This is a genomic window from Flagellimonas nanhaiensis (assembly GCF_003382275.1).
Classification (GTDB): domain Bacteria; phylum Bacteroidota; class Bacteroidia; order Flavobacteriales; family Flavobacteriaceae; genus Flagellimonas; species Flagellimonas nanhaiensis.
Map to the genome: position 1 here is coordinate 85,380 of NZ_QTJX01000004.1, position 13,892 is coordinate 99,271.

At 39.7% G+C, this 13,892-nt stretch carries 14 protein-coding genes and 1 other RNA gene; 10 read left to right on the forward strand and 5 right to left on the reverse strand.

What is annotated here, in order from left to right; all coding sequences use genetic code 11:
- Positions 1-75 precede the first annotated feature (75 nt).
- The 4 genes from pdxH to DX873_RS15190 are packed head-to-tail and all read left to right on the forward strand — an operon-like array spanning position 76 to position 4,194.
- Positions 76-723, forward strand: a complete 648-nt coding sequence (gene pdxH / locus DX873_RS15175; protein ID WP_116185350.1) for a pyridoxamine 5'-phosphate oxidase — start codon at positions 76-78, stop codon at positions 721-723.
- 10 nt (positions 724-733) lie between these two features.
- Positions 734-1,222, forward strand: coding sequence for a SixA phosphatase family protein (locus tag DX873_RS15180; RefSeq protein ID WP_116185351.1), 489 nt, complete (start codon positions 734-736; stop codon positions 1,220-1,222).
- Entirely contained in the window at positions 1,223-3,301 is a 2,079-nt protein-coding gene (ppk1, locus tag DX873_RS15185) for a polyphosphate kinase 1 (protein WP_116185352.1), read from the forward strand.
- An 11-nt stretch (positions 3,302-3,312) separates the two neighbouring features.
- The gene (locus tag DX873_RS15190) at positions 3,313-4,194 is read left to right on the forward strand and encodes a Ppx/GppA phosphatase family protein (protein WP_116185353.1); all 882 of its coding nucleotides are present in this window, start codon (positions 3,313-3,315) and stop codon (positions 4,192-4,194) included.
- A gap of 1 nt (position 4,195) precedes the next feature.
- On the opposite strand, the gene DX873_RS15195 is transcribed toward DX873_RS15190, so the two are convergent.
- On the reverse strand, positions 4,196-4,777 hold the full coding sequence (locus DX873_RS15195; RefSeq protein WP_116185354.1) for a MiaE family protein: 582 nt from the start codon (positions 4,775-4,777) through the stop codon (positions 4,196-4,198).
- A gap of 59 nt (positions 4,778-4,836) precedes the next feature.
- Positions 4,837-6,645, reverse strand: coding sequence for a DNA polymerase III subunit gamma/tau (locus DX873_RS15200; protein ID WP_232520954.1), 1,809 nt, complete (start codon positions 6,643-6,645; stop codon positions 4,837-4,839).
- A gap of 91 nt (positions 6,646-6,736) precedes the next feature.
- Between DX873_RS15200 and rnpB the strand changes: the two genes are divergently transcribed.
- Positions 6,737-7,069: RNase P RNA component class A (gene rnpB, locus DX873_RS15205), an RNA gene on the forward strand.
- Here rnpB and DX873_RS15210 read toward each other — a convergent pair.
- The 3 genes from DX873_RS15210 to DX873_RS15220 are packed head-to-tail and all read right to left on the reverse strand — an operon-like array spanning position 7,067 to position 9,151.
- The gene (locus tag DX873_RS15210) at positions 7,067-7,603 is read right to left on the reverse strand and encodes an RsmD family RNA methyltransferase (protein WP_116185355.1); all 537 of its coding nucleotides are present in this window, start codon (positions 7,601-7,603) and stop codon (positions 7,067-7,069) included. The genes rnpB and DX873_RS15210 overlap by 3 nt on opposite strands.
- The gene (locus DX873_RS15215; protein ID WP_232520955.1) at positions 7,603-8,436 is read right to left on the reverse strand and encodes a DUF3822 family protein; all 834 of its coding nucleotides are present in this window, start codon (positions 8,434-8,436) and stop codon (positions 7,603-7,605) included. The genes DX873_RS15210 and DX873_RS15215 overlap by 1 nt, the downstream gene beginning before the upstream one ends.
- Positions 8,417-9,151: a hypothetical protein gene (locus DX873_RS15220; RefSeq protein ID WP_116185357.1), complete on the reverse strand. Its 735-nt coding sequence runs from the start codon at positions 9,149-9,151 to the stop codon at positions 8,417-8,419. Before DX873_RS15220 ends, DX873_RS15215 begins: the two co-directional genes overlap by 20 nt.
- A 107-nt stretch (positions 9,152-9,258) precedes the next feature.
- Here DX873_RS15220 and DX873_RS15225 point away from each other — a divergent pair, with 107 nt between their 5' ends.
- From DX873_RS15225 to DX873_RS15245, 5 genes are read left to right on the forward strand one after another with little or no spacing between them, the layout of a single operon-like run.
- Positions 9,259-10,692, forward strand: coding sequence for an ATP-dependent DNA helicase (locus tag DX873_RS15225; RefSeq protein ID WP_116185358.1), 1,434 nt, complete (start codon positions 9,259-9,261; stop codon positions 10,690-10,692).
- A 30-nt stretch (positions 10,693-10,722) separates the two neighbouring features.
- Positions 10,723-11,286: a DUF4126 domain-containing protein gene (locus tag DX873_RS15230; protein WP_116185480.1), complete on the forward strand. Its 564-nt coding sequence runs from the start codon at positions 10,723-10,725 to the stop codon at positions 11,284-11,286.
- A 39-nt stretch (positions 11,287-11,325) separates the two neighbouring features.
- A complete protein-coding gene (kdsB, locus tag DX873_RS15235; protein ID WP_181899526.1) occupies positions 11,326-12,039 on the forward strand; it encodes a 3-deoxy-manno-octulosonate cytidylyltransferase in 714 nt (237 codons plus the stop codon).
- Positions 12,030-12,737: an HAD family hydrolase gene (locus DX873_RS15240; RefSeq protein WP_116185360.1), complete on the forward strand. Its 708-nt coding sequence runs from the start codon at positions 12,030-12,032 to the stop codon at positions 12,735-12,737. Before kdsB ends, DX873_RS15240 begins: the two co-directional genes overlap by 10 nt.
- A complete protein-coding gene (locus DX873_RS15245) occupies positions 12,737-13,864 on the forward strand; it encodes an iron-containing alcohol dehydrogenase family protein (protein ID WP_116185361.1) in 1,128 nt (375 codons plus the stop codon). The genes DX873_RS15240 and DX873_RS15245 overlap by 1 nt, the downstream gene beginning before the upstream one ends.
- Positions 13,865-13,892: the final 28 nt, after the last annotated feature.

A 13,892-nucleotide genomic window follows, 5' to 3' on the forward strand; every position in this document is an offset into this window, starting at 1 on the left:
ACGGCTAAAAAACCAAGTTTTTTACCTTTTTCGTTTGCGTTCTTTTGTTGAACTTTGTTTATCGAAACTCGTCTTATGCAAAAGGACCTCAGTAATTATCGAAAAAACTATAAGAAAAGTGAGTTGATGGAGGAATCCATCGACCCCAATCCAATGCAACAATTTCAGAAATGGTTTTATGAGGTAGAGGAAACTGATGGAATGGATGAACCCAATGCAATGACTATTTCCACCATAGGTCTTGATGGTTTTCCAAAGAACAGGGTTGTGCTGATGAAAAAATACACCTTTGAAGGTTTTATTTTCTATACAAACTATCGCAGTGAAAAAGGGAAGGCCATTGCTAAGGATCCTTCTGTGTGTTTGTCTTTTTTCTGGCCAAATATGGAAAGGCAGGTAATCATTAAGGGTAAAGCAGAAAAAATTGCGGAGAACCTTTCAGATGGCTATTTCGAATCTAGACCAAAGGGCAGCCAGTTGGGAGCTGTGGTCTCTGACCAGAGCGAAGTGGTCGAATCCAGAGAGTTGTTGGAAAAGGAATTGAAAGCTTTGGAAAGGACCTATGAAAATAAGGAAGTAGAACGCCCGACCCACTGGGGAGGCTATTTGGTAAGACCCAGTTCCATTGAATTCTGGCAGGGACGGCCCAATAGATTACATGACAGGATTCGGTATACCCTCCAAGATGATCTGGAATGGAAAATAGAACGACTGGCACCTTAAACTCTAACATATGAAGCATTTGATATTGATGAGACATGGAAAATCCTCTTGGGATTATCAAGTTTCTGACAAAGACAGGCCGCTTAAGGAAAGAGGGATCAATGATGCACATTTAGTGGCCGAAAAGTATGGACAAGAAGGTGCTAAAATAGATTTTGCGTTCTCTAGCCCAGCCAATAGGGCCTTACATACCAGCATGATTTTCCTCAGGAACCAGGGCTTTGATCTAAACAATTTTATAATTTCCAGTGAACTTTATGATTTTTCTGGAAGCAGTGTTCAGGGCTTTGTTAAGCGATTGGACAACGATTTTGACACCGTTATGATATTCGGGCATAATTATGCGTTCACATCACTTGTAAATACTTGGGGAGATGAGTATATTGAAAATGTTCCTACTTCTGGCTTGGTCCATATCAAGTTCAAAACAGATGACTGGGCAAAAATCTCAAAAGGAACTACAGAAAAAATAATATTTCCAAAACACCTAAAACAATAAATGGTCAAAGTCAAAAACGAGTACATCAATAGGGAAATAAGCTGGTTACATTTTAATGCAAGGGTTCTACAGGAGAGTGCGGATAAAAATGTACCGTTGATAGACCGTCTAAGGTTTTTAGGAATTTTCAGTAACAACCTCGATGAATTTTTTAAGGTACGCTATGCCACGGTGAAGCGCATTGTTGATGCGGGAAAGAAAGGTAAAAGTGTTCTTGGTGGGGAGAAAGCAAAAGACTTGTTGGAGGAAATCACCAAAATTGTGATTGCCCAACAGGCACGAAGTTTGGAGATTTTTAAGATAATAGAAAAAGAACTCAAGGCCGAGAACATTTTCATCATCAATGAAAAAGATGTAAATGAAAATCAGGCTGAATTTATTAGGGAATACTTCTTCAAAAAGGTTAACCAAGAATTGATGACCATCATCTTGAACGATCTTACCGAGTTCCCAATACTTAAGGATACGGCAGCCTATTTGGCGGTAAAAATGGTCATGAAAACCAATGATGATGCCAACAATGGAGGTAACCGATATGCCTTAATTGAAATTCCAAAGGGAATAGATCGTTTTGTGGTTTTGCCCAAAGAAGGAGATAAGCACTACATCATTATCCTAGATGATCTGATCAGGTTTTGCTTGGATAGTGTATTTACCATGTTCGAGTTTGAGTCCATTTCGGCGCATATGATCAAAATTACTCGAGATGCTGAACTGGACATTGACAACGACCTGACCAAGAGTTTCATTGAAAAGATTTCTTCCAGTGTGGAGCATAGAAAAATAAGTGATCCTGTCCGTTTTGTGTATGATAAGAGCATAGATAAGGATACACTTCAATTTCTAAAAGAGAAAATGAACATTGTGGATACGGATAGTGTAATTCCAGGAGGAAGATACCACAACCGTAGAGATTATATGGGTTTTCCAAGTTTGGGGAGGCATGATCTCATGTACGAAAAAATAGAACCCTTACCGGTCAAGGGCTTTAGCATGAAGGGGAGTCTTTTGGAGCTTATTGCCCACAAAGACTACATGATTTACACACCTTACCACACTTTTAGTTATGTAACAAAGTTTTTAAGGGAGGCGGCGCTGGACCCAAAGGTTCGAACCATAAAAATTACTGTGTATAGATTGGCCAACGATAGTCAGGTAGCTTCGGCATTGATCAATGCGGCCAAAAACGGAAAGCAGGTTACGGTGCAGATTGAGCTTCAGGCACGTTTTGATGAACAGGCGAATATCGAATATGCCAACCAACTTCAGGCAGAAGGAATCAACCTTATTTTTGGGGTCCCAGGACTTAAAGTCCATAGTAAAATCTGCATGGTAGAAAGAGAAGAAGCGGAAGGAATCAAACGATACGGTTTCGTAAGCACCGGTAATTTTAACGAATCCACAGCAAAAATTTATACGGACTACACCTTGTTTACCTCTCATGAAGGTATCTTAAAAGACATGAGCAAAGTTTTCGATTTCTTTGAGACCAACTACAAAATAAACAAGTACAAACACCTTGTGGTGTCCCCGCACTATACCAAAGCAACTTTTATCAAACTCATTGAAAATGAGATAGAAAATGCGAAAGCCGGCAAAGAGGCTTTCATCAAGATTAAGATGAACAGCTTTACTTCGTACAAAATGGTGGACAAACTATATGAGGCCAGTAGGGCAGGAGTGAAAGTACAGCTTATTATCAGGGGAATTTGTTGCTTGATTCCGGGTGTGGAAGGCATGAGTGAGAATATTGAAGCCATTAGTGTAGTGGATAAGTTCTTGGAGCATCCGCGTCTGTTTATTTTTGGTAATCAAGGAGATCCAAAAGTATATATATCTTCTGCGGATTGGATGACTCGAAACTTGGACTTCAGGGTTGAGGTAGGATGTCCTATTTATGATGAGGACATCAAGCAAGAGCTTTTGGATACTTTTGATATTTCATGGAGGGATAATCTAAAAGCCAGGGTTTTCTCAGACCAACAGGACAATGCGTATAAGATCAGGAATGAAAATGAAGTTGAATTAAGATCCCAGTTTGAACTATACCATTACTATCAAAACAAACTGGATTCCTAAAATCCTACAATTTGGTAATACGAAAATTTGCAGCTATCGATATTGGGTCCAATGCCGTACGATTGCTCATAAACAACGTCATTGAACAAGAGGATAAACCTACTGTATTTAAAAAAAGCGAGTTGGTAAGGGTGCCTGTGCGCTTAGGCGAAGATTCGTTTTTAAGAGGTCATATTTCTGAAAAAAACCTGGAACGACTTGTCATGACCATGCAATCCTTTGAGTTATTGATGCAAGTCTACAGCGTTGAAAAATATATGGCCTGTGCCACTTCGGCACTTAGAGAAGCAAAAAATGGTCAAGAGGTTGTGGAGGCGATCCAGAAAAAGTCGGGAATCAAAATTGACATTATTGATGGAAAACAAGAAGCAGCAATCATTGCATCCACAGATTTAAAGGACCTTATAAAAAAGGATAGGTATTTCCTATATGTGGATGTTGGTGGTGGAAGCACGGAGTTCACCATCTTTGCCAAAGGGCAGCTCTATATGTCCAGGTCTTTTAAAGTGGGTACTGTTCGAATTCTGAACAAATTGGTTGATGACTCGGTCTGGGATGAAATAGAAGAATGGATCACTACCTATATTGAGCCGGATAGCAGGGTGGAAATCATAGGTTCTGGAGGAAATATCAACAAACTTCACAAGATGTCCGGGAGAAAAACAGGACAACCGCTATCTTACATATGGTTGAATGCCCAATATCATTTTTTGAACAGTATGGCCTATGAAGATCGTATTTCTGAATTGGGACTTAACCAAGACCGCGCGGATGTTATCATTCCGGCATCCCGAATATTCTTAAATGCAGCCAAATGGAGTGGTGCAAAGAAAATCCATGTACCAAAGATTGGTCTGGCCGACGGAATGATAAAGACGCTTTATTCTTTATGACCTAGCCGTGCATGGTCTCCTTTTTTCCAAGGTCTTTCATGAGTCCGGCTTCGTATTCCAGTAGCTCTTGCCATTTCTTGTCCACCTCTTCGCGATTTCCATATTTTCTGGCAAAACCTAAGAACATAGTATAATGATTGGCCTCGCTGGCCATTAAACTTCGATAGAATTCTGCCAATTCTTTATCTTGGATTTCTTCGGATAGTAACCTGAAGCGTTCACAACTTCTAGCCTCAATCAAAGCAGCATACAAGAGCTTGTGCACCAAATGGGTTTCTCGACTTCCCCCTTTTGGGAAAAATTTCATCAACTCTATTACATATTCATCCTTGCGTTCCCTGCCTAGGACCCAACCACGTTTCAAAATTTTATCGTGGACCATATTAAAATGTCCCATTTCTTCGCGGACCAATGCCGTCATTTCCTTTACCAATTCAGACTTTTCAGGAAACCCTATTATTAACGAAATAGCCGTACTAGCCGCCTTTTGCTCGCAATACGCATGATCGGTAAGTATTTCTTCAATGTTCTTTTCCACGATATTGACCCATCTTGGGTCCGTTGGTAGCTTTAGCCCTAACATGTACTATTATTTAATGATTTTGTATTGATAAAGATAACGCCAATGAAAGATAGAATGAATCAAAAATCTAGATCAAATTCTTTTCGCAGCACTTCAATGGCGGGATTTTTTTCTTTCAGTTTTTGATATTTTTCTTCCGGTGTAAAAGCAAACTTTTTAGCAGTTTCTTCATTTACCGTAATGTAGAGCGAAATGGAATGATTGTTTAATTTTTCCTTGAGGTAATTGAGCATCAAACTTTGCTCACGTTCCACTTCCTTTTTCATGGAAGTGTTGGGAAGCTCTATCCAGATGGTGTGGTCGTTTTTGAGTTTGGGTACGTCCGTTTGGAAGTTACTCGCCAAAATCTTTCGGCCCTTTTTTTCAAGTTGGTGAACAAAATCATCCCAATGTTTTTGCATTTCCTTTTCCTCAAAAGCATCCTTGGGAAGATCTTCCAACGAAATTGTGGGCGTTTTGATGTTTTCATGCTCTTTTTTGGCCTTAATGCTCGAAATTGAAAGTCCAGATACCCTATTAGCCGAAGCTTTTAGTTCAATCTTCTTTTTTGGCTGATAGTTTTCCTCAGGTTCCTTTACTACCTCGTTTTTTTCAACAGTTTCGGTAACAATAGGTTTTTCTTCCTGATTTTCAACTGCTTTTACTTCAATTTCGGCATTTTCAATCGCCTCCATTTCAACTTCAACAGTCTCTTCGTGAGGTGTTTCTTGAGAAGTAAGGGTTGATTCGGTCTTAGGGATTTCAGAGGTGAAATAGGAAGCCGGAATTATGGAATCAGGCTTTTTTTTTTCGCCATTAAAAGTAATGGAAGCCAATTTCATAAGGGTAAGCTCTACAAGTAGGCGTTGATTTTTGCTCGATTTATATTTTAAATCACAGTCATTGGCCAAATCAATGGCTTTGAGCAAAAAGTCCTTTTGCATTTTCTTGGACTGTTCCTGGTATTGCTTTTTAACATCTTCTCCTACCTCCAAAAGAGTTAGGGTATCAGGATGCATACATACCAACAAGTCCCTAAAATGGGAAGCTAGACCGGTAATAAAATGATGCCCATCAAAACCGAGCGATAAGGTTTTATTCAGAAGAATCAAAAGCTCAGGGATGTTGTTTTCCAGAATCAAATCCGTAGCTGCAAAATAGGTGTCGTAGTCCAGCACATTCAAGTTTTCCGTAACCGCCTTTCTAGTGAGCTCCTTTCCTGAAAAACTAACTACCCGATCAAATATGGAAAGGGCATCCCTCATGGCACCATCGGCTTTTTGCGCAATGATATGGAGCGCACTTTCCTCAGCTGTTATCCCTTGTTGTTCGGCAATATATTTAAGATATTCTGCTGCATCTTTAACTGTGATTCTCTTGAAATCGAATATCTGGCACCTGGAAAGTATGGTTGGAATAATCTTGTGTTTTTCCGTTGTGGCCAAAATGAAAATGGCATGCTTCGGAGGTTCTTCCAGGGTCTTCAAAAAAGCATTGAAAGCCGACTGGGACAACATATGAACCTCATCAATGATGTAGACTTTGTATTTTCCAACCTGAGGAGGAATGCGGACTTGATCTATCAAGCTTCTGATATCATCAACGGAGTTGTTGGAAGCAGCATCCAATTCAAAAATATTGAATGCAAAATCCTCATCTTCCCTTTCTGTTCCGTCTTGATTTATTTTCTTGGCCAAAATTCGTGCACAGGTGGTCTTGCCTACGCCCCTTGGGCCACAAAAAAGTAGAGCCTGCGCCAAATGATTACTTTCAATGGCGTTGAGCAAGGTGTTGGTGATGGCTTCTTGCCCTACAACATCCTTAAAGGTCTGCGGTCTATATTTTCTAGCCGATACTACAAAGGGTTCCAAACCTGGAGAATTTTGCATTACTACAAATATAAAAATAGCTATGGGCAAAGCCACAGCAGTAGGGCGTTGTAACCTTTTTTTTATTAACAATTGGGCGTATCTTTGCAAATTGGCAGACCACCTTATCGCCGTATGACAAACTTGATTCCAAATCCGACAAAATTTGGAGTCAAGTTAGGATTAAGGAGGAAAGTCCGGACACCGTAGTACAGCATAGCGGGTAACGCCCGTCCGTTGAAAGATGAGGACCAGTGCAACAGAAAGCAAGTACAGTTAGGCTGTAGTGAAATCAGGTAAACTCTATGCGGTGAAACGCCATGTAAACCAATGTTTGAGGGTTGTACGCCCAAATTGGAGGGTAGGCGGTTAGAGCTTTTGGGCAACCAAAAGCCTAGATAAATGGTAAGGCTCGACAGAATCCGGCTTATGGTCTGCCTTTTTATTTTTTAAAAAAACTGAATACACTTCCCCCATATTTTCTGTTTTCTGAAAAATGAGGATGGGGGGACAAATCGGTTTGGCTGGCATGTTCCACTATCAAAACACCATCCTCTTCCAAAAGGTCAGAAGCAAATACCGAATCAACAATTTTCAGAAACGCTTCAACCGAAAAATCATAAGGAGGGTCAGCAAAAATGATATCGAATTTTCCTTTGGCTCTTTCCAAATACTTCAAAACATCAGATTTTAAAGCTGTAATTGGTAAATCCAATTCTTTTGAAATTTTGGAAATATACTGCACGCAGCCTGGGTATTTATCGACCGCTACGACTTCTCGGGTACCTCTGGAGGCAAACTCAAAACTAATGTTACCTGTACCAGCAAATAAGTCCAGAACATTAAGTTCATCAAAATGGAACTGGTTGTTCAATATATTGAAAAGCCCTTCCTTAGCCATGTCAGTAGTAGGCCTTACCGGAAGTTTTTTGGGAGCAACAAGCCTCTTTCCCTTATATTTTCCTGAAATAATACGCATTATAGGGAACCAAGTACGGTGAAATCTATGGTCTGGTTTTCCATTTCTTCCAAAGGAAAGTTGGAATTGGTAGGAACAAAAACCGAAGTGTTTCTTACATATTGATGGCAAAGTTGGTACAGTTCATCGTCTTCCTCAATATGTCCAAAAAGTTTCAACAGAACCTTTTCGGGGTCTATTTTTAATTGTTCCAATGTGAACAACAAAAAGTAAAGAGAGTCTTCCTTGGTTTTGTAAATAAACTGATTGTAAAAGAGCAGTTTTTTTTCGGAAACAATAGCCACTTCCATTTCCTTTTTTGATACCTGAACGTAGCATACAGGTTCTGAAGCAGCTTTATTTTGATTGAGCAACATGCTCACCAAAACAGTACCGCTATGCTTATATTCAAATTCACCAAAAAGGTCAAAAATATAATTGTTCACGTTGGTATACGGAACATAAACATTGACAATATCCTGATTGGGGATGTCATCATGGGCTATTTGATCATTGGCCATGATCTTAGCATTGAACTTAAGATAATTTGGTGTTTCTTCTTTATTAAAAAGTGGTTTGGGTACCAAGCTGAACAGGTTATTCTTATGAATGACCAAAACCTCAGAAAAGTCTTTACCGATGGTTTCACTTTGATTTAGGATACCTTTAAGCTCTTTGAGCATTAAATAAGGTGTGGAAGGGGTTTGGAAGTCCACTTTCTCAAACGCCAAAATCTGGTTGGAAATGGTATCCAGTACACAAAAAGAAAGTCCATTCAAACCAACTTGAATGGACAATTTTCTAAAAGTGTTATCTGTTTTTGACTCGGCTATATTAGTTGTCCTTTCTGTCATAGATGGGAGGCCAGTTACCATTGGTACTTACATCGGTAAGAGAGCCTACTTTAATTTCCGTTCCGTTCACTTCTTCAACACTTTGGTGTGCATTTTCACGTGCCAACAAATCTTCAGGTTGATCGTAAAGAACTACATCTTTCTTAACCTTCGCCTCAAATACGGCTGCTTTATAACCACTCTTATCAATGATATCAGCCTTTAAATCAAATTTTTCATTGTTCTGGGCATATGGGACATTCATCATGGTGGTATACCTGTCACTATTTTTAAATAGTGAATCTTTTACTTTAACAAATCCCAAAGTGTCAATGACAATGGTGTCTTTTTGGAGTTCAATTCCATAAGTTCTATCAAACCTCATAAAGGAGGAATCTCGCTGCTGAGTAATGGTATAGCTTCCTGTATCAATGAACTTTACCAAGCTATTAAAATCATTGGCATATTTTCCATTGACCACTTTGTAAGCTTCTTGGGAATCCCTGATATCTTTTAACTTGTTGATAACCTGGGTGAACCTTTCCTTTCTAACTTTCTTGAATTCAATTGGAGCATTAATGGATTTATAGATTTTATAACCTAGAAAAATGCTCAACAATCCGAATAAAATTACCAGAAAGGGCTTTATTTTTTGAGGTAAGAATCTATCAATCAAGAATACAAGGCCTATGGTTAAAAGGCATATCAGTACAACGATAAGAATTAAGTTTAACATAACTGGTTTTGTCTTTCTGAGTTATTTTGTGGTTACTGACAAATCTACAATTTTTTTTTAATCGCGAAACTTTTTGCTCCAAAAAACCGCACTATCTTTGGGTACTTATGGACCACTTATCCGCAACCGGATTTTTAGAGATTTTAACTGAAAAATTCCCACATGTCCCTACATTAAAACAAGCCATGGCCTTGGAGAGGCTATCTCATTTTATCTTTGAAGGGAACAAGGACAAAGTCTTTCTTTTAAAAGGTTTTGCTGGTACTGGAAAAACTACCATAATTGGTACTGTTGTAAGTAATCTCTGGAAAGCAAAGAAGAGCGCTGTACTGTTGGCTCCAACGGGTAGAGCGGCCAAAGTAATGTCTGTATATTCTGGAAATAAGGCCTTTACGATACACAAGAAAATCTATTTTCCCAAAAAACAGATAGCAGGAGGGATTCAATTTGTACTTGCCCCGAACAAGCACAGAAATACGTTGTTCATTGTGGATGAGGCCTCCATGATTCCTGATACTCCAGCAGATACCAAGCTTTTTGAGAATGGCTCGCTATTGGACGATTTGATGTACTATGTACATTCGGGCCATAATTGCAAGCTTATATTAATTGGCGATACCGCCCAGTTGCCTCCCGTTAAATTGGATTTGAGTCCGGCCCTTGATGAACAGCGAATTGCCTTAAACTACGACAAGGAAGTGGAAGACATGGAGTTGGATGAGGTCATGAGGCAGACTGAGGACTCTGGAATTTTGCACAATGCAACGTTATTAAGAGAACAATTACAGCAAGAATTTTTCGAAACATTTCAGTTTGATATAGGACACTTCAAGGATGTGATAAGGTTGATTGATGGAACAGAAATCCAAGAAGCGATTGATAGCTCCTACCACGACCAAGGAAAGGAAGAAACCGCCATCATTGTAAGATCCAACAAAAGGGCAAACCTTTATAATAAGAACATAAGGGAACGAATACTCTTTTTGGACAATGATTTGGCCGTTGGGGACTTCATGATGGTGGTGAAGAACAATTACTTCTGGTTACGGCCAAATTCAGAGGCCGGTTTTATCGCCAATGGCGATATCATTGAAATTTTAGAGCTCTTCGCCATAAAAGAACTTTATGGATTTTCTTTTGCTGAAGTTAAGGTGAAAATGGTGGATTATCCCAATCAAAAACCTTTTGAAACGGTACTGCTACTAGATACCATAAATGCCGAAACTCCTTCGCTTCCTTACGAAGAGGGCAATAAGCTCTATCAAGAAGTGCTAAAGGACTATGCCCATGAAAAGTCAAAATACAAACAGTTTTTGGGGGTAAAGAACAATAGATTTTTTAATGCACTTCAAGTGAAATTTTCTTATGCCATCACCTGTCACAAATCCCAAGGAGGTCAATGGGATACCGTGTTTGTCGAGCAGCCCTATTTGCCAAATGGGGTGGACAAGGATTATTTAAGATGGTTGTACACTGCTGTTACAAGGGCTCGAAGACAATTATACCTTATAGGTTTCAAAGATGATTTTTTTCTTGACTAGGAATACCCTAAATTAGACATCACCATGAACTTGTCACCGGATACCATTATCAGTATTTTTTTAGGAATTGGCCTAGCTGCTTCCGTGGGATTTCGTGTTTTTTTACCTCTTTTCGCACTTAGTTTGGCTTCCTATTTAGGTGTGTGGGAGCTCAATGAAAGTTGGCAGTGGATTGGAAGCTTGGCAGCATTGCTCACCTTAGGCATTGCAACTTTGGTAGAGATTTTTGCCTACTTCATCCCTTGGGTAGATAATGCCCTAGATTCTATTGCTATCCCTCTGGCTGCAATTGCAGGTACGGCCGTTATGGTGTCAACTGTTGCAGATTTAGACCCGGTGATAACCTGGTCCTTGGCCATCATTGCAGGCGGAGGCACCGCTACGGCAATAAAAGGGGCCAATGCAGCTGGCAGATTAACTTCCACGGCCAGTACGGGAGGCTTGGCAAACCCTCTGGTTTCAACTATAGAAACAGGTACAGCGGTAGCAGTATCAACTGCATCTATTTTAGTGCCGCCAATAGCCGCCATATTGGTCATTATTATTTTATTTATCATTTTTCGGATATACCGAAAGCTACGACCAAGAAAGTAACCCCATAAAATTTAGTTTACAGCAGTGAGGATAATTTCAATGATTCCAGCGAGGTACCAAGCCTCAAGATTTCCAGCAAAACTGATGCAGGATCTTCATGGAAAACCCGTGATTGTTAGAACTTATGAAGCTGCTCTTAAAACTGGATTATTCGATGAGGTATTTGTGGTCACGGATAGTGACATCATTGCAAAAGCTGTTTCAAATATTGGAGGGCAGGTGTTAATGAGCAAGGAGGAACATGAGAGTGGTAGTGATAGGATTGCTGAGGCCGTAGAGGATATGGATGTTGATATTGTGATCAATGTGCAAGGGGACGAACCTTTTATAGATGCAGAAAGCCTGGCCAAGATCATTGAGGTTTTTAAAAAAGATGAAAACCAAGAAATTGATTTGGCATCTTTGATGACCCCGATTACCGATTGGAATGAAATTTCCAATCCCAACACAGTTAAGGTTATTGTAAACAATCAAAATTTTGCGCTTTATTTCTCAAGGTCGCCAATACCCTATCCGAGAGATGAAAAAGTAGAGGCTGTTTATTATAAACACAAGGGCATCTATGCTTTCAGAAAAAGAGCGCTAATGGATTTTAAGAGGTTGCCCATGTTGCCGTTGGAGGCAAAGGAGAAAATAGAGGCCATTCGGTTTTTGGAGTATGGAAAGAAAATCAAAATGGTGGAAACCCATGTAACTGGTATAGAAATAGATACCCCAGAGGATTTAGAAAGAGCACAAAAGGCATGGAAATAGATTTTGGTAACATAAAAGTTGTAGGTTTTGATGCCGATGACACCCTTTGGGTGAACGAGACATATTTTAGAGAGACCGAAGAATTGTTCGCAGACCTTTTGGAAGAATATGAAACCAAGAACAAGGTAGATCAAGAGCTCTTTAAAATGGAGATGAAAAACCTGGACATTTATGGATATGGAATCAAAGGGTTTATGTTGTCCATGATAGAATCTGCTTTGGATTTATCCAACAACAAAATCCCACAGGAGACCATTTCCAAAATTCTGGATCTTGGCAAACGAATGATATCGCACCCAGTTGAACTGTTGGATGGAGTAGAAGAGGTGCTATCAAAGCTGGCCGACAAGTATAGATTGATTGTTCTCACCAAAGGTGACCTCCTGGATCAAGAACGAAAACTGGAAAAATCGGGACTCTCCAAATACTTTCACCATGTGGAGGTACTGAGCGATAAAAAAGAAAGCAACTACAGCAATTTGCTAGAGCATCTCAACATAGATGTAAATGAGTTTTTAATGATAGGCAATTCTTTGAAATCCGATGTGTTGCCGATTTTGAACATTGGGGCCAAAGCAGTACACGTACCCTTTCATACCACTTGGGTACACGAAATGGTCTCAAAAGAAGAAGAACAAGTGAACAATCACTTAAAACTGAACAGTCTTAAGGATATTTTGAAGTATTTGGACAACTGATGAAGACGGAAGATAATTTGAAAAAAGAGAAAAATATATCCATAGGAAAAACTACCTACCGTAATTTTCCAATGGTTCCCAGGGTTGTATTTGGGAAAGGCAGTTTTTCCCAACTGGGTGATATTTTACTGCCCAAACGTAAAAATTCTGAAGCTCCATTTATTTTTTTGATAGATGATTTCTTCGAAAATCACATGTTGGCATTACAGATACCGCTATTATTCAATGATGAAATTATTTTTATTTCCGCGGAAGAAGAACCTAAAACAGAACAGGTAGATGCCATTGTAGCAAGGATTAATGAAAAATATGATGAAAAACCGTCCGGGATTGTTGGTATAGGTGGCGGAACACTGTTGGATTTAGCAAAAGCCGTATCTATTCTTTTGAACAATAAGGGAACAGCCAAGGATTATCAGGGATGGGATTTGGTACATAAACCGGCACTTTATCATGTGGGAATCCCAACCATAAGTGGTACTGGGGCCGAGGTTTCCAGAACTACGGTCTTATTGGGACCTGAAAGGAAATTGGGCATCAATTCCGATTATACCACTTATGATCAGGTTATTCTGGATCCAGATTTGACCAAGACGGTTCCTAAGGATCAATGGTTCTATACAGGAATGGACTGTTTTATTCATTGTATTGAGTCGTTGAACGGAACCTATATCAATGCCTTTAGCAAAAGTTATGGAGAAAAGGCACTCGAGCTTTGCAAGGAGGTTTTTTTGGAAGACATTCCTGAATCTGAATCAAGGGATAGGTTGATGATGGCTTCCTGGCATGGAGGTATGAGTATTGCCTATTCCCAGGTTGGTATCGCCCATGCAATGAGTTATGGACTTTCCTATCTATTAGGGGTTAAACACGGTCTTGGAAATTGTTTGGTCTTCCAACATCTGCAGGAGTTCTACCCAGAAGGGGTCAAGCTATTTGATCAAATGTTGGAAAAGCACAATATACAGTTGCCCAAAGGTGTCTGTTCCAATTTAACCCAGGACGATTTTGATATCATGGTACATGTTGCGCTGGGGATGGAGGCTCTTTGGGAAAATGCCCTAGGTCCTCAATGGAAAACCATAATGACCCCAGAAAGATTGCAGGCCCTATACGAAAAGATTTAACCTTTAAGAGGTTATCCCGCGCATTGGG